The following is a 22,410-nucleotide window of genomic DNA, read 5'->3' as shown; positions in this document are numbered from 1 at the left end:
CCGACCGCAGCGGTGCGGGCTCGGTCGGGACAGGGCGCCCGGCCGACCTCTACCGTGGTCCGCGACGCGTCCGCCGGTGGACGCGAGGGTGACCGGCGACGCGGGACGGGAGACGACATGAGCGATCGGGTGGCCCCGGCACGACCGGTACGGATCCTGCTCGCCGACGACCAGCCGCTGCTGCGCACGGGCTTCCGGATGGTGCTGGGCGCCGCGGGTGACCTGGACGTGGTGGCGGAGGCCGGCGACGGCGTGGAGGCGGTGGAGCTGTCCCGGCGGCTCCTGCCCGACGTCGTGCTGATGGACATCCGGATGCCCCGCATGGACGGGGTGGCGGCGACCCGGGCGATCGTCGACTCCCGCCTGCCGGTGCGGGTGCTGGTGCTGACCACGTTCGACCTCGACGAGTACGTGGTGGGGGCGCTGCGCGCGGGCGCCAGCGGGTTCCTGGCCAAGGACGTACCCGCCGAGGAGCTGATCGCGGCGATCCGCACGGTGGCCGGCGGGGACGCGGTGGTCGCGCCGCGGATCCTGCGGCGGCTGCTGGAGCGCTTCGCCGACCTGCTGCCGGACCCGGCGGCGACGCCGTCGGCGACGCTCAGCGCGCTCACCGACCGGGAGCGCGAGGTGCTGGTGCAGGTGGCCCGGGGGTTGTCCAACGCCGAGATCGCCGCGGTGCTGTCGGTCAGCGAGACCACCGTCAAGACCCACGTCGGGCATGTGCTGACCAAGCTGCGGCTGCGCGACCGGGTGCAGGCGGTCGTGCTGGCGTACGAGTCGGGTCTGGTCCGCCCCCGGGCGTAGCGGACACGCGGCGGCTACCCCACCCGGCGTACTCGAAGATCCCTCCGTGGGGGGACGGTTCTGTTGCCGTGCTCACCTACCGTGACCGTAGACGGCTCGGCGCGGTTGACCCTCCTGTGGCGTACGGGGGAAGTGTCGTGTCCGGCGGTGTTTCGCCGGTCGGGAAACCTGTCGATCGGCGGCCGGGTCAGGGGCAACCCTGATGCGGCATGGGGGTGCACCCGCAGCGAGAAATCCGCGCCGGGTCCCCCCAGGGGCGGACGGGGCGGGCGCGAGCAGCGCCGATGATTGAACGGTCACGCCGGACCATCGGGGGGCGGCGTGAGATTCGGACAGACGGAAGAGGTAGATGACGTGACCGCGACGGTAGGCCAGCAGGCGCAGGCCGCGGCCCGGGCGAACGACGTGTGGAAGGTGTACGGCAGCGGCGAGGCTCAGGTCATCGCGCTGCGGGGGGTCAGCGCGGAGTTCGAACGTGGCCGCTTCACCGCGATCATGGGCCCGTCGGGTTCCGGCAAGTCGACGCTGATGCACTGCCTGGCCGGTCTGGACTCGGTGACCCGGGGGACGGTGTCGATCGGTGCGACGACGGTCACCGGCCTCGGTGACTCGGGGCTGACGAAGCTGCGCCGGGACAAGGTGGGCTTCATCTTCCAGCAGTTCAACCTGCTGCCGACGCTCACCGCGAAGGAGAACATCCTGCTGCCGTTGTCGATCGCCGGTCGCAAGCCGGACCCGGCCTGGTACGACACGGTGATCAAGACGGTGGGCCTGCAGGACCGGTTGGACCACCGGCCGGCGCAGCTCTCCGGCGGTCAGCAGCAGCGGGTGGCGTGTGCGCGGGCGCTGGTCTCCCGCCCCGACGTGATCTTCGCGGACGAGCCGACCGGCAACCTGGACTCGCGCTCCGGCGCGGAGGTGCTCGGCTTCCTGCGCAACTCCGTGCGTGAGCACGGCCAGACCATCGTCATGGTCACCCACGACCCGACCGCCGCGGCGTACGCCGATCGGGTGGTCTTCCTCGCCGACGGGCAGATCGTCTCGGAGTTGATCGAGCCGACCGCCGACACGGTGCTGGACACCATGAAGAAGCTGGACACCCCGGCTGAGGTGGGCAACTGATGTTCCGGGCGACACTCAAGAGTCTGCTGGCCCGCAAGGTCCGGCTGATCCTGTCCGGGCTGGCGGTGGTGCTCGGGGTCATGTTCGTCTCCGGCGCGTTCGTGCTGACCGACACGCTGGGCCGCTCCTTCGACTCGGTCTTCGCCGACGGTTTCTCCGAGATCGACGTGAACGTCGCGGCGAAGCCGAAGGTGCAGGTCGACGAGATGGAGGGCGAGCAGACCGCCGCTCCGCTGCCGGCCGCCGTGGTGGACCGGGTCAAGCAGGTGCCGGGCGTGGCCTCGGCGACCGGCATCGTCAACGCCGACGGTGCCCGGGTGATCGGCAGCAACGGCAAGGTGATCACCTCGTTCGGTCCGCCCCAGTTGGGCGAGAACTGGATCGGCGAGACCGACCTGATGCAGTTGCGGGAGGGGCGCGCGCCGCAGGCCGAGGACGAGATTGTTCTCAACAAGGCGCTGGCCACGGCCGCGAAGGTGCAGGTCGGCCAGAAGGTCGGTGTGCTCACCGCGTTCGAGTCGAAGAAGCGGGACTTCACCCTGGTCGGGATCATGGGTTACAGCGGTGACCGGGACTCGATCGGCGGGGTCAACGAGGTCTTCTTCACCACGCCAGTGGCGCAGCGGCTGATGCTGGGCGAGCCGGACACGTTCAGCAGCATCACGCTGCGCGCCGCCGACGGCGTCTCGGACGAGCGGCTGCGCGACGACGTGGCCCGGACCCTGGGCGCGGACTTCGAGGTCAAGACGGGCAAGCAGGTGGCCGCGGACGCCTCTGCCGGGCTGAAGGAGGGCCTGTCCTTCTTCAACAAGATCCTGCTCGGCTTCGCCGCGGTGGCGCTGCTGGTGGGCACGTTCCTGATCCTCAACACCTTCTCGATCATCGTGGCGCAGCGGACCCGGGAGCTGGCGCTGATGCGCGCGATCGGCGCCAGCGGCCGGCAGATCATCGGTTCGGTGGTGCTGGAGGCCATCGCGGTCGGGTTGATCGCGTCGGTGCTCGGCCTGGCGGCCGGCATCGGTGTGGGCGCGCTGCTGGCGTACCTGTTCGGCAAGTTGGCCGGTGGGCTGACCCTGGCCGGGATCGGCGTGCCGGCGGCAGCGGTGATCGGTTCCTTCGGCGTCGGTCTGGTGATCACCGTGGTGGCGGCGCTGCTGCCGGCCCTGCGGGCATCCCGGATCCCGCCGATCGCCGCCATGCAGGACGTGGCGACCCCGGACCGGCCGCTGACCAAGATCACGGTGGCCGGGTCGGTGGTCACCGGCATCGGCGCGCTGCTGCTTTTCCTTGGGCTCAGCGGCAACGCGGGTGGTCAGACTCTGTCCACCATCCTGGGTGGGGTGCTGTTCGCCTTCATCGGCGTGGCGCTGCTGACCCCGCTGATCAGTCGGCCGGTGGTGAGCCTGCTCGGCGCGATCTTCTCCTGGTCGGTGCCGGGCCAGTTGGGCCGGCTGAACTCGGGGCGCAACCCGCGCCGCACCGCGATCACCGCAGCCGCGCTGATGGTCGGCATCGCGCTGGTCACCGGCGTCACGGTGATCCTCGATTCGGCCAAGGGCAGCATCAGCGCCCTCGCCCAGGACACCATCAAGGCCGAGCTGGTGATCTCCGGCCAGCAGGGCGGGCCGCGTCCGCCGAGCTTCGACCCGGGTGTCCTGGACCGGGCCAAGGCCCTGCCCGGCGTGCAGTTGGTCGACGGCGAGTACGGCGACATGGCCAGGATCAACGGCGAGGGCACCTGGGTGGCGGCGAGCAGCGACGTCGCGTCGCTGCGGCAGATCTTCGGCGCGAAGGCCACCGCCGGTGACATCGACCGGCTCGGACCGACCCAGATGCTCGCCAGCTCCGACACCGCCAAGTCCCGTGGCTGGTCGGTCGGCTCGACAGTGAATGTGCAGCTGACCCGGGGCGAGGCCCGGACGTACACGATCAGCGGGATCTACGAGTCGTCGCAGCTGACCAACCCGGTGACGTTGCCGGCGACCGCGGCGAAGGACTTCGCCATCCCGCAGCCCATCCAGGGCTTCATCCAGCTGGCGCCGGGCGCCCGGGTGGCCGACGTGCAGCCGCAGGTGGAGGCGCTGCTCGCGGACAGCCCCGAGGTGTCGGTGGCCGATCGGGACGCGTTCATCCAGCAGCAGATGAGCTCGCTCGACGGGCTGCTCACGATGATCCAGATCCTGCTGGCGCTGGCCATCGTGATCGCCGTCCTGGGCATCGTCAACACCCTCGCGCTGTCGGTGCTGGAGCGGACCCGGGAACTGGGCCTGCTGCGGGCCATCGGCCTGCGCCGCGGGCAGACCATGGGCATGATCACGGTCGAGGCGGTGGTGATCTCCGTGTTCGGGGCGCTGCTGGGCGTGGCGGTCGGCAGCGGCCTCGGCGCCGCAGTGGTCGAGGCGCTCAAGGACGAGGGCATCACCGACCTGATCCTGCCCTGGGGGCAGATGGGCGTCTTCCTCGGTCTCGCCGCGATCATCGGGGTGGTGGCGGCGGTGCTGCCCGCCGTGCGGGCGGCCCGGATCAACGTCCTGGGCGCGATCGCCCACGACTGACGTCGGGCAGGAAAAAGGGGGATCCCGCACTTGCGGGGTCCCCCTTTTTTCGCCTCAGGCCACGGCGCGGTCGGCCAGCAGGGCCGCGAGCACCTCCAGGTCCACGCCCGTCAGGCTCTCCACCTGGTGTACGCCGGTCCCGTCGGGCAACGGCACCTCGGCGGGTACGGCCAGCACGGCCGCGCCGGAGGCGAGCGCGCTGGCCACCCCGGTCGGTGAGTCCTCGATCGCCACACACCGCTCGATCGGGACGCCGAGCAGCCGCGCGGCGGTCAGGTAGGGCTCCGGGTGGGGCTTGGCCGCGACCACCTCGTCGCCGGCGACCACCACGTCGAAGGTGTCCCGCCCCAGGGTGTCCAGGGCGATCTCGACGAGGGCCCGCGGGCTGGACGTGACCAGCGCCGTGGGGATTCCCGCCGCGCGGACCGCGTGCACCAGGTCGAACGCCCCCGGCCGCCAGGGCAGACCGGCCCGGAACAGGTCCAGGATCCGGGCGTTGATCCACGCCGCGCTGACCTCGGGGTCCCGTTCGGGCTGCCCCAGGTCGTCGTGCAGGATGCGCATCGACTCGGCCATGGCGGTGCCGACGATCGACCGGCGGGCGTCGGCGGAGAGGTCACCGCCGTACTCGCACGCCAGTTCCTGCAGCGCGACGTCCCACAGCTTCTCGCTGTCGACCAGCGTGCCGTCCATGTCGAAGAGCACGGCGGCGGGGTGTTGGCTGCTCAGCGGATCCTCCAGGGTCGTGGGCGACACCGGCGATCCTGCCAGCACGGCCCGTGGCCGGTGGCGGCAACGGGCGTCGGGGTGATCCGGGCAACCCCGCTCAGCCCAGGTCGCACTCGGAGAGCGAACGCTCGTAGCCGCGGAAGAACATGTCGGTGCGCTGCTCGGCGGTGCCGTGCGCGCCCTCGGCGAACCACGGCTGGTCGGGGTCGTCGCCGACGGCCGCCACCCCCTCCCGGAACTCGTCCAGGTCGCCCTCGGCGAGGCTCAGGTCGCCGGAGCGCACCGAATCGCCGAGGTACGCCCCCGCCATGCAGTCGGCCTGCAACTCCTGCTGGATGGTGTAGCTGTAGTTGATGCCGAGGCGCACCTGGATGCCGTGGGCGTACTCATGGCCGAGCAGGTAGAACACGAACGCGTCACCGACCTCGCGGAACGCCGCCACCGACCAGGCGACGTCGTACGCGATGAAGTCGCCCTGCGAGCAGTAGACCGCGTTGTTGCGGGGCAGCGGCTGCCCGCCGCAGGACACCTCGCCGGCCCGCTGGTACGGGGTGACCCGCCGGATCGGTTGGAAGCGCTTCCCGGACGCCTTGAACTGGGCCGCCCAGTAGCGCTCGGCGACCGCCTGCGCGTCGGCGACGTCCTGCTTGAACTCGGCCACGCTCGTGGTGCTGTCGGCGCGGGTGGTGCCCGGCCCCGGCGAGGCGGCCGACGGGTTCGCTCCCGGGCGTTCGCCCTCCGGCTCGGCCAGTCCACCGCCGGCGCAGGCGAGCGACACCAGCGCGGCGACCACCAGGCCCGCCAGGGGCCCCCGGGCGTCGCGTCCTGACCATGCCCCCACTGTGCCTCCCCAGACCTCGGCGCTCGCACGGCGCAGTACCCCGACGGTACGACCGCCACGCCCATCGGATCCCACGCACCACCGGGCCGGGCGGTTCACGGGCCGGGCGGTTCACGGGCCGGCCGGGCGGCTCGACCCGCAGACCGGCCGGGCGGTTCACGTGGCCGGCGCTGGCCGCCACAATGGCCCGGGGCGGACGTGGCCGTCCGGTGAGGAGGGCGACGTGCACGTGCTGGGCAGCCGCCGACGCAGCCAACCGGCCCCGGCGCATGTCGTGTGGCGGTCGCTGCGTGACCCGTACGCTGCTGGCAGTCGTCAGTGGTTGGAGTTGCGCGACGACGAGGTGCCGCCCCGGGTGGTGGCGGGCTACGCGCCGGTGCTGCTGGTGTGGTCGTCGCTGTGGCCGCACCGGCCGCTGGACCGGATCCGCTTCGATGTGACGCACGGCCTGCCCGGCGGGGACTGCACGCTGCGCTGGACCCTGACCACCGAGGCGGACCTACCGAGCGAGAGCACCCTCGGCTACCTGCGGCACCGCCTCAACTACCTGATCAACAACCGCCTCCGCCTCTCCTACGGCCAGTGAGCCCCGTTGATCATGAAGTTGTTGCCCTCGGACGCGGCGTGTCGGGGCAACAACTTCATGGTCAACGGGGCTGGTGGGGGCGGGAGTGTCCGGGGAGCGGGGTTGGGTTCGACGTTTCCGGTGAGCGGTGCCGGGGCGGCACCGGAGACAGGAGGGCCACCGTGAAGTACATGATTCTGCTCTACGGGTCGCAGCAGGACTACGACGTGCTGTCGGGGCGGGCGTCCGACCGACCGGCCATGTCCGCCGAGCAGATCGCGGCCATGCACCAGCACATGGAGACGTTCCACCAGGCGCTCGCCGAATCCGGGGAACTCGTCGACGCGCGGGGCCTCAGCGAGCCGGTGCACGCCCGTCGCGTCCGGGTACGCGACGGGGCGTCAGTCATCACCGACGGCCCGTACCCGGAGACGCAGGAGGTGCTCGCGGGTTACACGATCGTGGAGTGCGCCAGCTTCGACCGGGCCACCGAGATCGCCGCCGGCCTGGTCGACCCGGACAGCCCCGGCGCGTACGTGGACGTGCGGCCGGTGCTGGACGGCGTCGAGGACCTGGCCGGCTGACCAGGTGCCGGCGACGCCCGTCGAGGATCTGCTGCGCGAGCTGGCGCCGCAGGTCCTCGGCGCGCTGGTCCGCCGCTACGGGCACTTCGACACCGCCGAGGACGCGGTGCAGGAGGCGCTGATCGCGGCGGCGGACGCGTGGCCGCGCGACGGCGTACCGGACAATCCCCGCGCGTGGCTGATCACCGTCGCGTCCCGGCGGCTCACCGACCTGCTCCGGCGCGACCAGGCGCGGACGCGGCGGGAGAAGACGGCGGCGCGCTGGGTGCTGCCGGAGCAGTGGTTGGCGCCGCCCGCCGACCGGTCTCCGGCAGACGCCGACGACACGCTCATCCTGCTGTTCCTGTGCTGCCACCCGGCGCTGACGCCGGCGTCGCAGATCGCGCTGACGCTGCGCGCGGTGGGCGGGTTGAGCACCGCCGAGGTGGCCCGCGCGTTCCTGGTGCCGGAGGCGACGATGAGCCGGCGGATCAGCCGCGGCAAGCAGCGCATCCGCGACAGCGGCCTGCGGTTCGCGCCACCGACCGGGGCCGAGCGCGCCGACCGGGTCGCCGCGGTGCTGCACGTGCTCTACCTGATCTTCACCGAGGGGTACGCGCGGACCGCCGGCCCGGGGCTGCTGCGCGCCGACCTGACCGCCGAGGCGATCCGGCTGACGCGGCTGGTGCACCGGCTGCTGCCCGACGACCCCGAGGTCGCGGGGCTGCTCGCGTTGATGCTGCTCACCGACGCCCGCGCACCGGCGCGGATCGGCGTCCACGGCGAGTTGGTGCCGATGGCCGAGCAGGATCGCGGCCGGTGGCGGGCCGACCAGATCGCCGAGGGGGTCGCCCTGATCACCAGGGCGCTGCCGCGCGGGGTGGTCGGGCCGTACCAGCTCCAGGCGGCCATCGCGGCCGTGCACGACGAGGCGCCGAGCGCGGCGGCCACCGACTGGGCGCAGATCACCGCCCTGTACGAGGTGCTGCTCGGCCTGTCCGACAATCCGGTCGTGGCGCTCAACCACGCGGTGGCGGTGGCCATGAGCCGGGGAGCGCCGGCCGGCCTGGCGCTGCTGGCCGACCTGGCCGACGACGTCCGGTTGGCCGACGATCCGCGGCTGCCTGCCGCTCGCGCCCACCTGTGGGAGCTGACCGGTGAGCGGGTCGCGGCGCGGGAGGCGTACCGGATGGCTGCGGCACGCTCGACGAACCTGGCGCAGCAGCGCTACCTGAACGCCCGCGCGGACCGGCTTGCGGCCGACCCGCCGGCCGCCGGCTGAGCCGACCGCCGACTGAGCCGACCGCCGACTGGGTCGGCCACCGGCTGAGCCGGCCACCGGTGACGAATCAGCGCGGAGGGGCGCGACGCCGAGGAGGTCAGGGGCTGGCGGCCAGGAAGACGAACGCGGCCAGCAGCACCAGGTGCACGCCGCCCTGCAACACGTTGGCCCGCCCCGGCACCACGGTCAGCACTGCCGTCACCGCGGTGAGCGCGAGCAGCGCGAGCTGGGTGCCGCCGAGGCCGAGCAGCAGCGGGCCGTCCAGCCAGATCGAGGCGATGGCGATGGCCGGGATGGTCAGGCCGATGCTGGCCATCGCCGAGCCGAGGGCGAGATTGAGGCTGATCTGCACGCGGTCCCGGCGCGCGGCGCGGGCAGCGGCCAGGGTCTCCGGCAGCAGCACCAGCAGGGCGATGATCACGCCGACGAACGCGTGCGGCAGGTTCGCCGCGGCGACGCCGGCCTCGATGGTCGGTGAGACGGTCTTGGCGTCGCCGACCACCGCGACCAGCGCCACCAGCAGCAGCCCCAGGCTGACCAGCGCGGCGCGGGTCGTCGGCGGCTTGGCGTGCTCCTCCGCGTCGATCACCCGACCCTGGCTGTCGACCGGCAGGAAGTAGTCGCGGTGCCGGCCGGTCTGCACCAGCACGAACAACCCGTAGAGCGCCAGCGACGCCACGGCGGCGAAGGTGAGCTGGGCCGGGCTGAACTGCGGGCCGGGCCGGGCCGTGAACGTCGGGATGACCAGGCTCAGGGTGGCCAGGGTGATCACGGTGGCCAGCGCGCCGCCGGTGCCCTCGGGGTTGAACACCGCGACGCGACGACGCAGCGCCCCGAGCAGCAGGGACAGGCCGAGTATCCCGTTACAGGTGATCATGACGGCGGCGAAGACGGTGTCCCGGGCGAGCGACTGGGTCTTCTCCGGCCCGCTGATCATCAGCGTGACGATGAGGGCGACCTCGATCACGGTGACCGCGACGGCGAGCACCAGCGACCCGTACGGCTCCCCCACCCGGTGGGCGACCACCTCCGCGTGGTGCACGGCCGCGAGGACCGCGCCGCCCAGCAACGCGGCGACCACCACGACGATGGGGGCGGGAAGTTCTCGCCCCCAGGTCACGAGCAACACCAGCACCGCGAGTACGGGTACGGCGACGGTCCAATCGAGCAGGCGGGATCGAAGCTGGGCTGGCATGCCGTCAAGAGTGCCAGGTCACCTGATCATGTGCCCACCATCGACGCGACGCCGGGGGCGCAGACCCGTAACCTATGGGTTACCCTTTCGCCGTGGACGAGGTGGCCACCGCGATCGCGGACCCGGTGCGGCGGCGCATCCTGACCATGCTGCGCGACGCGCCGCTGGCCGCCGGTGAGATCGCCCAGCGGTTCGCCATCAGCCGACCCGCGGTCAGTCGCCACCTGCGGGTGCTGCGGGAGAGCGGGCTGGTCCGCGACGAGCTGATCGGCCGCCGCAGGATCTACCGGCTCGACCCCGGCCCGCTCGCCGCGCTGATCAACTGGCTCGCCGGGTTCACCGCGGCGGAGCAGTGGGAGCAGCGCCTCGACGCCCTGGAGACCGAGGTCCATCGCACCCGCCGGGAACGCCGCGCCCGCGGCCCGGCGGCACACCGAACGGAGCACATCGCATGACCCGTACACCCGCTGGCCGCCTGTTCCGCACCGCCACCGGCCACGATCTCGTCCTGACCCGCACCTTCCGCGCCCCGGCGGCGGACGTGTGGGCCAGCCTGACCGAGTCGGAGCGCACGGCCCGCTGGTTCGGCCCGTGGGAGGGCGACGCCGGGCCCGGCCGGACCATCCGGGTCCAGATGGCGTACGAGGAGCAGCAGCCCTGGTGCGAGGTGCGCATCGAGGTGTGTGAGCCGCAGCGGCGCCTCGGCGTCTCGATGATCGACGGCTCGGGCAACTGGCTGCTGGAGTTCGCGCTGACCGAGACCGACGGCAACACCGAGCTGCGCTTCGCCCAGCGCCTCACCAGCCTGGACGGCATCGCGGAGGTGGGCGCCGGCTGGGAGTACTACCTGGACATGCTCGTCGCGTCGCGGGACGGCTCCCGTCGGCCGGAGTTCGACGAGTACCACCCCGCCATGACCCCCTACTACCGGGCGCTGGCCACCGACGGCGTCTAGGAGCTGGCTTCCCGCAGCGCCGCGAACTCGGCCGTCAGCGCCGGCAGCGGGAAGTGCGCGTTCAGGCCGCTGGGGTTGGGCAGCACCCAGACCCGGGCGGGGCCCAGCCGCTCCGGCTGCGGGCCCAGCCCGGCCTTCGGCCTGACGAACGCGATCCGGTACGCGGTCACCCCGAGAATCGCCACCCACCTCGGCCGGTGCCGCTCGGCCTTGACCGCCAGCCCGGTCACCCCGGCCACCAGCTCCGCCGGGGTCAGCTCGTCGGCGCGGGCGGTGGCCCGGTTGCTCAGGCTGGTGATCCCCAGCCCCTGCGCGAGCAGCTCGGCGCGCTCCCACGGGCGCAGCTCCCGGTCGGTGAAGCCGGCGCCGTGCAGGGCCGGCCAGAAGCGACTGCCCCGGCGGGCGAAGTGCTCCCCCACCGCCGCCGAGTACAGGCCCGGGTTGAAGCCGCAGAACAGCACCCGCAGGCCCGGGCCGATCACGTCCACCAGGCCACGACCGGCCGCGGCCGCGACCTCGTGGCGGGTCGGCGGCCGCCAGGGCTGCGCCGCGCCCGCGTCCATCACACCGATCCTTGCGTACGCTCCGGCACCCGTCCCGACCTGCGCGCAACCCGAACGCACCCACCCGGTGCGCGCCGGTGATCACGACTTGACACCCTGGACGGATGCACAGCACCGACCACCTCGCCGCCAGCCGGTACGCGCGGATGCTCTGGAACACGCCGCTCTCGGAGGAGCACGCCGCCCTGCTGCTGCGACGACTCGACGTACGCCCCGGCGCGCGCGTGCTCGACCTGGGCTGCGGCTGGGGTGAGCTGCTGCTGCGCGCCGTCGCCGCCGGCGGCGTGGCGGGCCCCGTCGCGACGAGGGGCGTCGGCGTCGACACCGACGAGGCCGCCCTCGCCCGGGGGCGCCGGCTCGCCGCCGAGAAGTCGCTGAACCGGCACGTCGCCTTCGTGATGGGCGAGGCGGCAGCCTGGCACGAGCCGGCCGACCGGGTCCTGTGCATCGGCTCGGCGCACGTCTTCGGCGGCACCGGCGCGGCTCTCGACGCGCTCGCCAGCGTGGTCCGCCCGGGCGGGCGGCTGCTGCTCGGCGAGGGGTACTGGCAGTCCGAACCCACCGCCGAGGCCACACGGATCTTCGGTGCGGACGTCACCGATCTCGCGGGCCTCGTCGAGGCCGCCCGCACGCGGGGGTGGCGGCTGCTGCACCTGAGCGCCGCCGACCAGCGGGAGTGGGACGACTTCGAGTCCACCTGGCTCGCGGGCCGGCAGGAGTGGCTGCTGACGTACCCCGAGGATCCCCGCGCGGACCAGGTTCGCGCGGAGCTCGACGACCGGCTGCGCCAGTACGTCGGCGGCTACCGGGGCGTCCTGGGCCTCGCGTACCTCGTCCTCGGTCGCTGACGCCACCGGCGCAAGCTGCCCGTTTCGCCCACCGACCGCGTCCCGATGAGGGAGAGTGCTGGCGAGACCTGTCGTCGACGGCCGGGCCGTGCCTCGGCGTCGTCGTGTGCGGAGGTGCGGATGAGCGGCACGACCCCGACCGGGCCCGTCAACAACGTGGTCCTGGTGCACGGCGCCTACGCCGACGGCTCCTCCTGGTCCGACGTCATTCCGCTCCTGCAGCGGGCCGGGTTGACGGTCACCGCGGTGCAGAACCCGCTGACCTCCCTGGCCGACGACGTGGCGGCCACCAACCGCGCCCTCGACCGGCAGGACGGGCCGACGGTGCTGGTGGGGCACTCCTGGGCGGGCACGGTCATCAGCGAGGCCGGCAACCATCCCAAGGTCACCGCCCTGGTGTACGTCGCCGCCCGCGCGCCGGACGCCGGAGAGGACTTCACGGCGCTCGCGGCGCGGTTCCCCACCCCACCGGCGAACGCCGGGCTCGTGCACAACGACGGCTTCGCGCAACTCAGCGAGAAGGCCTTCCTCGACGACTTCGCCGGCGGCGTCGACGAGACCCGTGCGCGTTCCCTCTTCGCGGCTCAGGGGCCGATCGCAGGGGACCTCTTCGCCGGCCGCACGACTGTCGCGGCCTGGCGGGACCGGCCCTGCTACTACTCCGTCTCCACGGCGGACCGGACCACCGCGCCCGAGCTGGAGCGGTTCCTGGCCGAGCGGATGAACGCGACGACGATCGAGGTCGACTCCTCGCACCTCGCCATGGTCACGCACCCCGAGGCGATCGCCGACCTCATCCTCATGGCGACCAGGGGCACTCGCGACCCGCAGCCGGACACCCGAGGCTGACCACCGCGACGCTGGCGCGCACCGTCAGGTCAGGGCGCACGCGGTGCCGCAGTACGGGCAGTGCGCGCGCTTGGCGTTCGAGGTGACCTCCACATCGCAGCGTGGACACCTGCCGTTCTCCCACAGGCCCTGATCCAGGCCGAGCCCGCCGCCGTAGTAGTCGCGATCGGGCCAGGCGACCAGCTCGACGCCGAGGCCCGGCTCGACGTCGTCCTCGAACCAGGTGACGCTGGCCAGGGTCAGCACCGTTCGCATGCCGTACGCCTCCTGCGTGAACCCCGGCAGGGCACGCCGCAGGACGTCGACCAGCTCACGGACCGGCAGCGCCGCGAGCTGCCCCGCGAGGCGCTCGCGATCTTCGTCGGTGGACATACCGCCGACCCTACGTCCCGCCCCGACTCCGGCGCTGAGGGTGCCGTGGTGCGTCCCAGGCCGGAGCGGGTGGGCTTGACGGGGCGCAGACATCGGAGGTTTACTGCGTCAGCGATGTGAGTCGATGCACCGTGACCGTCCACAGAGGTCGGTCGGAGTCATCGGCTGGCCAATCGCACGTCACCACCGCTCCACATCACCGCTCCACATCAGCCGAGCATCGGCGGCCCGGCTTCCGCACCACCGCCACCCTGGCCCCGGGCGTGCCCTCGCGCACCCCTCGGGGTCGACGCTCAGCTAAGGAGCAGGACCATGCGTTCCCGTCCCCGCCTGTTGGCATTCGTCACCGGCCTGGCCGTGTTGATGGCCGGCCTGATAACCCTTCCCACGACAGCCTCGGCCGCACCGCTGACCAAGGTGCTGGTGTTCAGCAAGACCGCCGGCTTCCGGCACTCGTCCATCCCGACCGGGGTCGCGGCCATCCAGCAGCTCGGCGCTGCCAACGGCTTCAGCGTGACCGCCACCGAGGACGCCGGCCAGTTCACCACCTCCAACCTGGCCCAGTACCAGGCAGTGGTCTTCATGTCGACGACCGGCGACGTCCTCAACTCCAGCCAGCAGACGGCCTTCGAGCAGTACATCGCCGCCGGCGGCGGGTACGTCGGCGTGCACGCCGCGGCCGACACCGAGTACAGCTGGCCGTGGTACGGCCAACTCGTCGGCGCGTGGTTCGACTCGCACCCGGCGATCCAGACCGCGACCGTGAAGATCGAGGACCGGACCAACCCGTCGACCGCGCACCTCGGCGCCACCTGGGTCCGCTCCGACGAGTGGTACAACTACCGCACCAACCCCCGGTCCAGCGCACGGGTTCTGGCCAGCCTCGACGAGTCGTCCTACAGCGGCGGCAACATGAACGGCGACCACCCGATCACCTGGTGCAAGGCGTACGGCGGTGGGCGGGCCTGGTACACGGGTCTCGGGCACACCGAGGCGTCGTACAGCGACCCGAACTTCACCCGGATGCTGCTCGGTGGTTTGCAGGTCGCCGCGGGTTCGGTGAGCGCCAACTGCTCGCCGGGGTCGACGAACCCGACCACCCCGCCGCCGACCACGGCCCCGCCGACGACGGCCCCGCCGACCACCCCGCCGCCGACCACGGCCCCGCCGACCACCCCGCCGCCCGCCGCGACCGGTTCCACCCTGCGGGCCCGCGCCAACAACCTGTACGTCAGCGCCCCCAACGCCACCACGGCGCTGATCGCCAACAAGACCTCCGCCGGCACCAGTGAGCGGTTCGAGGTGGTCAACCTCGCCAACGGCAACGTCGCGCTGCGCGCCAAGAGCAACGGACAGTTCGTCGCGGCGGAGAACGCCGGGGCCTCGGCGCTGATCGCCAACCGGGCCACCGCCGGCGCGTGGGAGACGTTCCAGCTGATCCGTAACTCCGACGGCACGGTGAGTCTGCGGGCCACCGTGAACAGCCGGTACGTGGCCGCCGACAACGCTGGCGCGTCCCCGCTGATCGCCAACCGGACCTCCATCGGTCAGTGGGAGAAGTTCGACTTCGTCACCAACTGACCGCTCCGCGGCTAGCTCCCCACCACCCTCACCTGGCCGTGGTGCGCCCCCGCACGCCCCGGCCCTGGTCGTCGAGGAAGGACGATCATGCTTTCGAAATCCCGGCGCTGGTCCCGGGCACTCGTCGCGGCGGTCACCACCGTCGCGAGTGTGACCCTGGCCGTGGTCGCGCCCTCCACCGCCGCGCAGGCGGTGGTGATTCCCGCCAGTGACTACCAGCAGGTCAAACTCGCCACCGGCTCGGCCGAGCTGGGCGAGGCCATGTCCCTGGCCGTTCTGCCCAACCGCTCGGTGCTGCACACCGCCCGCAACGGCGTCCTGCGGGTCACCGACGTGGCCGGCAACACCAAGGTCTCCGGCACCCTGTCCGTCTACACTCACGACGAGGAGGGGTTGCAGGGCGTCGCCGTCGACCCCAACTTCGCCACCAACCGGTGGATCTACCTGTACTACTCGCCCACGTTGAGCACCCCGTCCGGGGACGCCCCCACCACCGGCACGCAGTCGGACTGGGACCGGTGGAAGGGGCACCTGCGGCTGTCCCGGTTCACCCTCAACAGCGACGACACGGTCAACATGAGCAGCGAGAAGATCGTGCTCCAGGTCGCCAACGACCGCGGGCAGTGCTGCCACGTCGGCGGTGACCTGGACTTCGACGCCGCCGGCAACCTGTACCTGACCACCGGCGACGACACCAACCCGTTCGAGTCGTCGGGCTACGCGCCGCTGGACGAGCGGACCAACCGCAACCCGCAGTTCGACGCCCAGCGCTCGGCGGGAAACACCAACGACCTGCGGGGCAAGGTGCTGCGGATCAAGCCGCAGGCGGACGGGACGTACACGATCCCGTCGGGCAACCTGTTCGCGCCCGGCACGGCCAACACCCGTCCGGAGATCTACGCGATGGGTCTGCGCAACCCGTTCCGGATGAGCGTCGACAAGGCGACAGGCGTCGTCTACGTCGGCGACTACGGCCCGGACGCCGGGAGCACCAACTCCAGCCGCGGTCCGCAGGGTCAGGTGGAGTTCAACCGCATCACGGCGCCCGGCAACTTCGGCTGGCCGTACTGCACCGGCAGCAACACGAGCACCGAAACATACAATGAATACACCTTCCCGTCCGGGCCGTCGCAGTCGAAGTACAACTGCACGGGCGGGCCGACCAACAACTCGTTCCGCAACACGGGCCTGGGCACGCTGCCCGCGGCGAAGCCGGCCTGGATCAAGTACGCCGGCGACTCCGGATCACCGTCGGAGTTCGGCAGCGGCTCCGAGTCGCCGATGGCCGGGCCGGTGTACCGGTACGACGCCTCGCTCAACTCCAGCGTCAAGTTCCCGCAGTCGTTGAACGGCCTGTTCTTCGCCGGCGAGTACGGCCGCCGCTGGATCAAGCCCATCGCCATCAACTCCGACGGCTCCCGCGGCGAGATCTCCTCGTTCCCGTGGAGCGGCACGCAGGTCATGGACATGGCCTTCGGCCCGGACGGCGCGCTGTACGTGCTGGACTACGGCACGGGCTCGAACAACCAGGCGCTGTTCCGGATCGAGTACATCGGCGGCGGCAACCGCAACCCGATCGCGGTCGCCTCGGCGAACCCGACGTCGGGGGCCAACCCGTTGACCGTGAACTTCTCGTCCGCCGGCAGCTCCGACCCCGAGGGCGGGGCGCTGAGCTACCTGTGGACGTTCGGTGACGGCACCACGTCGACGGCGGCCAACCCCACCAAGACGTACACCACCAACGGCACCTACTCCCCCACGTTGAAGGTCACCGACCCGACCGGCCTGTCCGGCACGGCGAGCCTGGTCGTCACCGTGGGCAACACCGCGCCGACGGTGACGCTGACCTCGCCCGTCGACGGGCAGCTGTTCAGCTTCGGTGACACCGTGTCGTACCAGATCAGCGTGAGCGACCCACAGGACGGCACCATCGACTGTTCCAAGGTGAGCATGACGTACGCGCTGGGCCACGACAGCCACGCCCACCAGATCACCTCGAAGAACGGGTGCAGCGGCTCGATCACCGTCCCGACCGACGGTGAGCACGACGCGGCGGCCAACATCTACGGGGTCTTCGACGCCGCCTACACCGACAACGGCGGGCTGACCACGCACAGCATCAAGACGCTGCAGCCGAAGCACCGCCAGGGTGAGCACTTCGGCGCCCAGTCGGGTGTGCAGGCGACCGACCACACCAGCGCCGAGGGTGGTCGTACCGCCGGGTTCATCGAGAACAACGACTGGATCTCGTACCAGCCGTACAACCTGACCGGTGCGAACCGCATCACCGTGCGGGCGTCGTCGGCCGGGGCGGGTGGCACGATCGAGGTGCGGACCGGTTCGGCCACCGGCACCCTGCTGGGCACTGTCACGGTGCCGGTGACCGGCAACTGGGAGACCTTCACCGAGGTGTCCGGCACGATCAGCAACCCGCCCAGCGGGTCGACAACGCTGTACCTGGTGTTCAAGGGCGGGTCGGGCTACCTGTTCGACGTCGACGCGTTCACCTTCGCCACCGGCACCCCCAGCACGCCGGTGACCACGCTGCGGGCCCAAATCAACAACCAGTACGTGTCGGCGGTCGGCACCACCGCGTTGATCGCCAACAAGGCCAGCGTCGGTAGCACCGAGCAGTTCGACCGGGTGGATGCCGGCAACGGCAACATCGCGCTGCGGTCGCGCGCCAACGGGCTCTACGTCTCGGCCACGAACGCGGGCGCCGGAGCGCTGGTCGCCAGCGGCACGTCGATCGGGACGTCGGAGACGTTCCAGCTCATCTCCAACTCGGATGGGACGGTGAGCCTGCGCGCCACGGTCAACAACCAGATCGTGTGCGCCGAGAACGCCGGGGCGAGCTCGTTGATCGCCAACCGCACGTCGGTGGGAGCCTGGGAGAAGTTCGTCCTGGGCAGTTAGGCGGCGGTACCCGGCCTGGTCGGCGGCCGGGCCGTTGAACGGCGGGAGTCCGGGGCGGGCGGTGCGAACCGTCCGCCCCGGCTCCTTTTCCGACCGTCGCCTCGGGCCGGCGTGGGTCGGCTCGCACCGTGGCTTGACAAGCACCCCGTTCCAGAGTGGACGATGCAGCGTGCGAATCCTCGTGGTTGGTGGCAGCGGCCTGATCGGCGCGCAGATCGTGGACGTGCTGCGCGAGCGCGGCCACACCACCACCTCTGTGGCGCGGACCGCCCAGCCGGGCGTCGACCACCTGCTCGATGTCGGGTCCGCCTCGATCGAGGAGCTGCGGCCGGTGCTCGCCGGTCACGACGGTGTCGTGTACGGCACCCGCACCGACGAGCAGCGGCCGCTGCCCAAGCCGATCTATCCGCAGTTCCGCCGCGACAACGTCGATCCGGTGGTGCGCCTGTTCACCGCCGCCCGCGCCGAGGGCCTCACCCGCGGCGCCGTGCTGGGCTCCTACTACACCTACTTCGACCGGCGGCATCCACAGTGGCGGCTCGCCGAGCGGCACACGTACATCAGGTGCCGGGTCGAGCAGGCCCGGGAGGGACGCGCGGCGGCCGGCCCGGACCTGCCGATCGCCGTCCTCGAACTGCCGTTCGTCTTCGGTCGTTCCGGCGACCGGCTGCCGAACTGGGCCGGGCCGCTGGACCGGTGGGCACGGTCGCGTACCCCTCTGGTCGCCCCGAACGGCGGGAGCGCCGCGGCCTCGGCGCGCAGCGTCGCCGAGGTCACTGCGGACGCTCTGGAACAGGCGAGCGGCGCGGACATCCCGGTCGCCGACGAGAACCTCACCTGGCACGACATGATCGGGCGGATCGCGGAGTCGGTGGGCCGACGCCGCCGGGTCGCCCGGCTGCCGGCCGGCGCGGCGACTGTCGCCCTGCGACTCGGCGGCGCGATGCAGGGCCTCGGCGGCAAGGAGTCGGGCATCAACCCCACCTACCTCGCGGACCTGCTGCTCGCCGAACTGTTCGTCGAGCCGACGACCGGTCGGTCGCTGGACGCCGCGCTGCGCGAGACCTTCCCCGCCTAGCTCGTGGATCGGGGCGGACGGGCGAGGTACGCGGTCTTGACGTCGGCCGAGAACCCGCAGGCGCGGTAGAAGGCGTGCGTCGACGGGTCGCGCGAGCCCGTCATCAGCATCGCCTTGTAACAGCCGGCGTTCCACGCCGCCTGGAGCGTGCCGGCCATGATCTGCCGGCCCAGACCGGTGCCGCGCCGGGACTTTTCGACGACGACGTTCTCGATGACGGCGTAGGGCGACGCCGACCGGCTGATGTTGGGGATCACGTTGAGGTACGTCGTGGCGACGACGACCCCGTCCCGTTCCAGGACGAACAGGTGCAGCCCCGGTGCGCCCACGATCTGCGCAAAGGCCGCCTCGTCGGATCCGTCGTCCACCACCGGATCGTCCGGGTTCAGCTGCCGGTAGAGGCGGATGATCTGCGCGAAGTCATCGGGCCGGGCCGCACGGAACATGCCCCGAGCGTAGTCACCAGCCATCCCTGCCCGCGGACCCGCGGCCGGCCGCCTGCGCCTGCCACGCGGCGAGGTCGACGAACTCCCGCACCAGCGGTGATCGATTGTCCTCGGCCCAGGCCAGGCACACCTGGTTGGGCCCGAGGTCGTCGACGGCCACGTGGGCGACGTCCGGTCGGGTGTAGAACGTCGCGATCGACAGCGGCAGGATCACCATTCCCGCGGCCGCGGCGACGTGTTCCAGCTTCTCCTCGACGGAGGACAGCACGGGCCGAGGGCGGGGATCGCTGTCGCTCGGACGGTTCGGCAGGTCCCGCCACTCGGGCACCACGTCCGGGTCCTGGAGAAGCCGTTCCTCGACCAGCTCGGCGAGGTCGACCGACTCCTTGCCGGCCAGACGGTGCTCGCGAGGCAGGACCACGACCCGCGGTTCGCTGAACAGGGGGCGCAGGCTCAGGCCGCGCTTGTCGACCGGAAGGCGTACGTAGCTGACGTCGGCGCGTCCCTCGCGTACCACGTCGGCCTGATCGCGCGGGGAGGTGCGCACGACATCGACGGACAGGTCGGGGTGCCGCTCGGCGATCGCGCGAGCCTCGGCGGTGACGATGATGCCGGGCATGAACGCGATGGTGAACGTCGACCTGCCGTGCGCGGCCCGTTGCACCCGTCGGTGCAGTGCCTCGGCCGAGGCGAGCAGCGGACGGGCGTCGGTCAACAGTTGACGACCGGCCTCGGTCAGTACGGTGGAGCGGCGGTCCCGGACGAACAGCTCGGCGCGTAGTTCCTGCTCGAACGCCCGGATCTGGCGCGACAGGACCGGCTGGGCGATGTGCAGCCGCGCCGCGGCCCGCCCGAAGTGCAGCTCCTCGGCGACCGCCACGAAGTAGCGGAGCTTGCGCAGATCGACATCCATCCGGTTCCCCCGTCCGCCCCCGCATGCGACCTGTCCCACAATACCCTCCGGGCATCACAGCAGGTGAAAGAGGTCTTGGACGTGGACGTCGGAGTCGCGCATGGTGGGAACCGTCCCCACCACGGATCCGAAAGGACACGATCATGAGCCTCAGCGACAAGCGGGTCGTCGTACTCGGCGGAACATCGGGAATCGGGCTCGCCACCGCCGTCCGGGCCGCCAGCGAGGGCGCCCAGGTCGTGGTCGCCTCCCGCAACCAGCGCAGCGTGGACCGCGCCCTGGCGACCCTGCCGACCGGCGCCCAGGGGTACGTGGCCGACCTGACCGACCCCGCCGACGTGGCCCGACTGTTCCAGGACATCGGCCCGTTCGACCACCTCGTCTACACCGCCGGCGAGCCACTCGCGCTGATGTCCGTCGACGCCCTCGACCTCGCCGCCGCTCGTGCCGCCTTCGACCTGCGGTACTTCGGCGCCCTGTCCGCTGTCAACGCGGCGCTGCCGCACCTGCGGCCCGGTGGGTCGATCACCCTCACCACCGGCACCGCCAACCACCGGCCGAGTGCCGGCTGGACGGTCCCGTCCAGCATCACCGGGGCGATCGACGCCCTGGTCCGCGCGCTCGCCGTCGAACTCGCCCCGATCCGGGTCAACGCCGTCTCGGCCGGCGTGATCCGCTCGCCACTGTGGGACTCCCTGACGGAGGAGACCCGAGAGCAGATGTACGCCCAGCTCGGCGAGTCACTTCCGCTGGGTCGGGTGGGCGAGCCGGAGGAGGTCGCCGAGACGTTCGTCTATCTGCTGCGGGCGACCTACAGCACCGGCACGGTGGTGACCATCGACGGCGGCACCCTGGTCTCCTGAGCCCGACCCCGCGGAGTCGACAGTGGACCGGCCCCGCACCACAGTGCCGGGACGCCGCCGGTCAGGAGCCCGACGAGCCCCGGTCCTCGAACTCGTAGGTGGTGGTCAGGGCCTCCGGCAGGTCGGGGACGAGGGCGTTCGTGCCGTCGACGACCTGCACGTAGCGCCTGCCCTGAAGGATCGAGTAGCTGCCGTCGGCGACCCGGTCGATGATGAAGAGCTGCGTCGCCGCGTCCGGGTCACAGCCGCGGGCACGGACGCTGCCCGGCGCGGCGTCGTGCACGACGGTCATGCAGACCTGGCCGGCTCCGGCCGGGGTGGCCGCCTCGATCCGGAACGCCTTTCCCGCCGGCCGCAGGACCCACAGCGCCCGGTCGTCGACGCCCGCCCCGGCGGTGGCCCGTACGCGGTCGCCGTCTGGATCGGTCGCCAGCGCCGCCCCGCCGAGGCCGGGAACCACGATCCGGACCTGTCGGCGACCGGCGAGGATGTCCTGCGGTCCCGCCGGTGCGGTCTGGCTCGGGGTGGTCTCGGCCGGGGTGGTCTCGCTTGGGGTGGGGGGCGACACCACGCCCGCCGGGCCACCGGTCGGCGTCGTGACGTCGGCGCGTACCCGCAGCACTGTGGTGCCGACGGTCGCGACCAGCACGGCCAGCCCCACGCCGGTGACGACCGCGCGGCGTCGCCGCCGCCGGTCGCTGCGCCCCCGCAGCGTCGAAGCCGGGGGCAGGGTGGTGACGCGTCGGACCTCGTCGACTATCGCCCGCAGGTCGTCGTGCGGATCAGCCATGGGAGGTTCCCTCCTGGTTCGCCTCGGTCAGCAACCCGGCCATCGCGCGGCGACCACGGGCGAGGTACGTCTTGACGGTCCCGACGGGCGCCCGCATCTCGGCTGCCACCTCGGCGACGCTGAGGTCGTTCAGGTGGTGCAGCACGACGGCGCGGCGCTCGTTGGCGCTGAGCCGTTGCAGCGCCTGGATCAGCGCCACGTGGTCCTCGCTGAGGCCGGGCACGCTCTGGTCGACGGCGGCCCGGTGGTGGGCACGGATCCGGTTGAACGTCTTACGCCAGCTGCTCACCGCCGCCCGGGAGGCCACCGCGCGGACCCACGCCTCCGGGCTGTCCGCCTCCCGGACGGTGTGCCAGCGCTGCCAGGCCCGCATGAACGCCTCCGCGACGGCGTCCTCGGCCTCGCTGCGGTTGCCGGTCAGCGCGTAGACGTGACCCACGATCCGCCCGGCGCAGGCGGCGTAGAGGGCATCGAACTCCTCAGCATCACGCATCCGACCTGCGCCCTCCGAAGCCTTGTCCCCCTGGTCACCGCGCATGGAACTCGCCGCATCAATCCGGCCGCCCCTCGGCGGGGTCGA

23 protein-coding genes are annotated in these 22,410 nt (G+C 72.0%); 14 read left to right on the top strand and 9 right to left on the bottom strand.

Annotation, left to right across the window (positions count from 1 at the left end; translation table 11 throughout):
- The first annotated feature begins 117 nt into the window (after positions 1-117).
- The 3 genes from AB0B97_RS03385 (at position 118) to AB0B97_RS03375 (ending at position 4,481) form a co-directional block, all read left to right on the top strand.
- Entirely contained in the window at positions 118-804 is a 687-nt protein-coding gene (locus tag AB0B97_RS03385) for a response regulator transcription factor (protein WP_357490259.1), read from the top strand.
- Between the two features lie 354 nt (positions 805-1,158).
- Positions 1,159-1,926, top strand: a complete 768-nt coding sequence (locus tag AB0B97_RS03380; protein ID WP_234581947.1) for an ABC transporter ATP-binding protein — start codon at positions 1,159-1,161, stop codon at positions 1,924-1,926.
- Positions 1,926-4,481, top strand: a complete 2,556-nt coding sequence (locus AB0B97_RS03375; protein ID WP_357490257.1) for an ABC transporter permease — start codon at positions 1,926-1,928, stop codon at positions 4,479-4,481. Before AB0B97_RS03380 ends, AB0B97_RS03375 begins: the two co-directional genes overlap by 1 nt.
- 54 nt (positions 4,482-4,535) lie before the next feature.
- On the opposite strand, the gene AB0B97_RS03370 is transcribed toward AB0B97_RS03375, so the two are convergent.
- Together AB0B97_RS03370 and AB0B97_RS03365 are read right to left on the bottom strand one after the other, a co-directional pair.
- Complete coding sequence (locus tag AB0B97_RS03370; RefSeq protein WP_357490610.1) at positions 4,536-5,186, bottom strand: HAD family phosphatase; 651 nt, start codon at positions 5,184-5,186, stop codon at positions 4,536-4,538.
- Between the two features lie 121 nt (positions 5,187-5,307).
- On the bottom strand, positions 5,308-6,051 hold the full coding sequence (locus AB0B97_RS03365) for a neutral zinc metallopeptidase (RefSeq protein WP_357490255.1): 744 nt from the start codon (positions 6,049-6,051) through the stop codon (positions 5,308-5,310).
- Between the two features lie 223 nt (positions 6,052-6,274).
- Here AB0B97_RS03365 and AB0B97_RS03360 point away from each other — a divergent pair, with 223 nt between their 5' ends.
- From AB0B97_RS03360 to AB0B97_RS03350, 3 genes are all read left to right on the top strand, one after another.
- Positions 6,275-6,637 (top strand): hypothetical protein, encoded by a 363-nt coding sequence (locus tag AB0B97_RS03360; protein WP_357490253.1) that lies wholly within the window; start codon positions 6,275-6,277, stop codon positions 6,635-6,637.
- A gap of 170 nt (positions 6,638-6,807) precedes the next feature.
- On the top strand, positions 6,808-7,200 hold the full coding sequence (locus AB0B97_RS03355; RefSeq protein WP_234582035.1) for a YciI family protein: 393 nt from the start codon (positions 6,808-6,810) through the stop codon (positions 7,198-7,200).
- A gap of 4 nt (positions 7,201-7,204) precedes the next feature.
- Positions 7,205-8,461 (top strand): sigma-70 family RNA polymerase sigma factor, encoded by a 1,257-nt coding sequence (locus tag AB0B97_RS03350; RefSeq protein WP_357490252.1) that lies wholly within the window; start codon positions 7,205-7,207, stop codon positions 8,459-8,461.
- Between the two features lie 97 nt (positions 8,462-8,558).
- Here the strand turns inward: AB0B97_RS03350 and AB0B97_RS03345 are convergent, their stop codons facing one another.
- Positions 8,559-9,656, bottom strand: coding sequence for an ionic transporter y4hA (locus AB0B97_RS03345; RefSeq protein WP_234581952.1), 1,098 nt, complete (start codon positions 9,654-9,656; stop codon positions 8,559-8,561).
- A 92-nt stretch (positions 9,657-9,748) separates the two neighbouring features.
- On the opposite strand from AB0B97_RS03345, the gene AB0B97_RS03340 reads away from it, so the two are divergent.
- Together AB0B97_RS03340 and AB0B97_RS03335 are read left to right on the top strand one after the other, a co-directional pair.
- Positions 9,749-10,111, top strand: a complete 363-nt coding sequence (locus AB0B97_RS03340; protein WP_357490250.1) for a metalloregulator ArsR/SmtB family transcription factor — start codon at positions 9,749-9,751, stop codon at positions 10,109-10,111.
- Complete coding sequence (locus AB0B97_RS03335) at positions 10,108-10,611, top strand: SRPBCC family protein (protein WP_357490249.1); 504 nt, start codon at positions 10,108-10,110, stop codon at positions 10,609-10,611. The genes AB0B97_RS03340 and AB0B97_RS03335 overlap by 4 nt, the downstream gene beginning before the upstream one ends.
- Here the strand turns inward: AB0B97_RS03335 and mug are convergent.
- Complete coding sequence (gene mug, locus AB0B97_RS03330; RefSeq protein ID WP_357490247.1) at positions 10,608-11,174, bottom strand: G/U mismatch-specific DNA glycosylase; 567 nt, start codon at positions 11,172-11,174, stop codon at positions 10,608-10,610. The genes AB0B97_RS03335 and mug overlap by 4 nt on opposite strands.
- Before the next feature lie 104 nt (positions 11,175-11,278).
- Here mug and AB0B97_RS03325 point away from each other — a divergent pair, with 104 nt between their 5' ends.
- Both AB0B97_RS03325 and AB0B97_RS03320 read left to right on the top strand, forming a co-directional pair.
- Positions 11,279-12,022, top strand: a complete 744-nt coding sequence (locus tag AB0B97_RS03325; protein WP_357490246.1) for a methyltransferase domain-containing protein — start codon at positions 11,279-11,281, stop codon at positions 12,020-12,022.
- Positions 12,023-12,142: 120 nt separating this feature from the next.
- Positions 12,143-12,871, top strand: coding sequence for an alpha/beta hydrolase (locus AB0B97_RS03320; protein ID WP_357490245.1), 729 nt, complete (start codon positions 12,143-12,145; stop codon positions 12,869-12,871).
- Between the two features lie 24 nt (positions 12,872-12,895).
- On the opposite strand, the gene AB0B97_RS03315 is transcribed toward AB0B97_RS03320, so the two are convergent.
- A complete protein-coding gene (locus AB0B97_RS03315; protein ID WP_357490243.1) occupies positions 12,896-13,243 on the bottom strand; it encodes a hypothetical protein in 348 nt (115 codons plus the stop codon).
- A 312-nt stretch (positions 13,244-13,555) separates the two neighbouring features.
- Here AB0B97_RS03315 and AB0B97_RS03310 point away from each other — a divergent pair, with 312 nt between their 5' ends.
- The 3 genes from AB0B97_RS03310 to AB0B97_RS03300 all read left to right on the top strand — a co-directional run bounded on the left by AB0B97_RS03310 (position 13,556) and on the right by AB0B97_RS03300 (position 18,818).
- Positions 13,556-14,824 (top strand): ThuA domain-containing protein, encoded by a 1,269-nt coding sequence (locus AB0B97_RS03310; protein ID WP_357490242.1) that lies wholly within the window; start codon positions 13,556-13,558, stop codon positions 14,822-14,824.
- An 87-nt stretch (positions 14,825-14,911) separates the two neighbouring features.
- The gene (locus AB0B97_RS03305) at positions 14,912-17,740 is read left to right on the top strand and encodes a PQQ-dependent sugar dehydrogenase (RefSeq protein WP_357490240.1); all 2,829 of its coding nucleotides are present in this window, start codon (positions 14,912-14,914) and stop codon (positions 17,738-17,740) included.
- 169 nt (positions 17,741-17,909) lie between these two features.
- A complete protein-coding gene (locus tag AB0B97_RS03300) occupies positions 17,910-18,818 on the top strand; it encodes an NAD-dependent epimerase/dehydratase family protein (protein ID WP_357490239.1) in 909 nt (302 codons plus the stop codon).
- On the opposite strand, the gene AB0B97_RS03295 is transcribed toward AB0B97_RS03300, so the two are convergent.
- Complete coding sequence (locus tag AB0B97_RS03295; protein WP_357490237.1) at positions 18,815-19,264, bottom strand: GNAT family N-acetyltransferase; 450 nt, start codon at positions 19,262-19,264, stop codon at positions 18,815-18,817. The two genes, AB0B97_RS03300 and AB0B97_RS03295, sit on opposite strands and share 4 nt — an antisense overlap.
- A 13-nt stretch (positions 19,265-19,277) precedes the next feature.
- Positions 19,278-20,177, bottom strand: a complete 900-nt coding sequence (locus AB0B97_RS03290; protein ID WP_357490236.1) for a LysR substrate-binding domain-containing protein — start codon at positions 20,175-20,177, stop codon at positions 19,278-19,280.
- Positions 20,178-20,320: 143 nt separating this feature from the next.
- On the opposite strand from AB0B97_RS03290, the gene AB0B97_RS03285 reads away from it, so the two are divergent.
- Complete coding sequence (locus AB0B97_RS03285; protein ID WP_357490235.1) at positions 20,321-21,040, top strand: SDR family oxidoreductase; 720 nt, start codon at positions 20,321-20,323, stop codon at positions 21,038-21,040.
- A gap of 61 nt (positions 21,041-21,101) precedes the next feature.
- Here AB0B97_RS03285 and AB0B97_RS03280 read toward each other — a convergent pair whose 3' ends face one another.
- A complete protein-coding gene (locus AB0B97_RS03280; RefSeq protein WP_357490233.1) occupies positions 21,102-21,830 on the bottom strand; it encodes a hypothetical protein in 729 nt (242 codons plus the stop codon).
- Positions 21,823-22,323 (bottom strand): SigE family RNA polymerase sigma factor, encoded by a 501-nt coding sequence (locus AB0B97_RS03275; RefSeq protein ID WP_357490232.1) that lies wholly within the window; start codon positions 22,321-22,323, stop codon positions 21,823-21,825. The genes AB0B97_RS03280 and AB0B97_RS03275 overlap by 8 nt, the downstream gene beginning before the upstream one ends.
- Between the last annotated feature and the right edge of the window lie 87 nt (positions 22,324-22,410).

It is taken from the genome of Micromonospora sp. NPDC049004, assembly GCF_040649315.1.
Classification (GTDB): domain Bacteria; phylum Actinomycetota; class Actinomycetes; order Mycobacteriales; family Micromonosporaceae; genus Micromonospora.
The sequence above is the reverse complement of the archived record's forward strand: the minus strand, read 5'-3'. Positions and strand labels throughout refer to the sequence as shown.

Bases quoted from the DNA above. Each gene is read 5' to 3' on its own strand.
- AB0B97_RS03290 (WP_357490236.1), bottom strand. From the start codon at position 20,177: ATGGATGTCGATCTGCGCAAGCTCCGCTACTTCGTGGCGGTCGCCGAG.
- AB0B97_RS03275 (WP_357490232.1), bottom strand. From the start codon at position 22,323: ATGCGTGATGCTGAGGAGTTCGATGCCCTCTACGCCGCCTGCGCCGGG.
- AB0B97_RS03295 (WP_357490237.1), bottom strand. From the start codon at position 19,264: ATGTTCCGTGCGGCCCGGCCCGATGACTTCGCGCAGATCATCCGCCTC.
- AB0B97_RS03355 (WP_234582035.1), top strand. From the start codon at position 6,808: ATGATTCTGCTCTACGGGTCGCAGCAGGACTACGACGTGCTGTCGGGG.
- AB0B97_RS03320 (WP_357490245.1), top strand. From the start codon at position 12,143: ATGAGCGGCACGACCCCGACCGGGCCCGTCAACAACGTGGTCCTGGTG.
- AB0B97_RS03315 (WP_357490243.1), bottom strand. From the start codon at position 13,243: ATGTCCACCGACGAAGATCGCGAGCGCCTCGCGGGGCAGCTCGCGGCG.
- AB0B97_RS03325 (WP_357490246.1), top strand. From the start codon at position 11,279: ATGCACAGCACCGACCACCTCGCCGCCAGCCGGTACGCGCGGATGCTC.
- AB0B97_RS03385 (WP_357490259.1), top strand. From the start codon at position 118: ATGAGCGATCGGGTGGCCCCGGCACGACCGGTACGGATCCTGCTCGCC.
- AB0B97_RS03345 (WP_234581952.1), bottom strand. From the start codon at position 9,656: ATGCCAGCCCAGCTTCGATCCCGCCTGCTCGATTGGACCGTCGCCGTA.
- AB0B97_RS03305 (WP_357490240.1), top strand. From the start codon at position 14,912: ATGCTTTCGAAATCCCGGCGCTGGTCCCGGGCACTCGTCGCGGCGGTC.
- AB0B97_RS03280 (WP_357490233.1), bottom strand. From the start codon at position 21,830: ATGGCTGATCCGCACGACGACCTGCGGGCGATAGTCGACGAGGTCCGA.
- AB0B97_RS03375 (WP_357490257.1), top strand. From the start codon at position 1,926: ATGTTCCGGGCGACACTCAAGAGTCTGCTGGCCCGCAAGGTCCGGCTG.
- mug (WP_357490247.1), bottom strand. From the start codon at position 11,174: ATGGACGCGGGCGCGGCGCAGCCCTGGCGGCCGCCGACCCGCCACGAG.
- AB0B97_RS03335 (WP_357490249.1), top strand. From the start codon at position 10,108: ATGACCCGTACACCCGCTGGCCGCCTGTTCCGCACCGCCACCGGCCAC.
- AB0B97_RS03310 (WP_357490242.1), top strand. From the start codon at position 13,556: ATGCGTTCCCGTCCCCGCCTGTTGGCATTCGTCACCGGCCTGGCCGTG.
- AB0B97_RS03285 (WP_357490235.1), top strand. From the start codon at position 20,321: ATGAGCCTCAGCGACAAGCGGGTCGTCGTACTCGGCGGAACATCGGGA.